This is a genomic window from Psychrobacter sp. TB20-MNA-CIBAN-0197 (genome assembly GCF_040309765.1).
GTDB classification, from domain to species: Bacteria; Pseudomonadota; Gammaproteobacteria; order Pseudomonadales; family Moraxellaceae; genus Psychrobacter; species Psychrobacter submarinus.
Window position 1 is genome coordinate 1 of sequence record NZ_JBEOPC010001400.1, and the last position, 235, is coordinate 235.

At 41.3% G+C, this 235-nt stretch carries 1 protein-coding gene; it reads left to right on the top strand.

The window, feature by feature from the left end:
• Positions 1-235 (top strand): hypothetical protein (locus AAEY83_RS18555; protein ID WP_351061646.1); only part of this gene is annotated, 235 nt, incomplete at both ends.

A 235-nucleotide genomic window follows, 5' to 3' on the forward strand; every position in this document is an offset into this window, starting at 1 on the left:
GCTTCAAGGTACACAAGTAATTAAAGCCGAGCTTGAACAAGCAAGATTAGATTTAGATGTAGCGCGAAGAGCAAGTGATTTACAGCGTATGTCAGAGCTGCAATATGGGCGAATTCCAGAGCTTGAACGAAAACTTGATTTAGCCTCACAAGCTGAAATGCAAGAAATGACTCTGCTTAAGAACCAAGTAGGTGAGGATGAAATTGCTGAAATTTTATCTCGCTGGACCGGTATT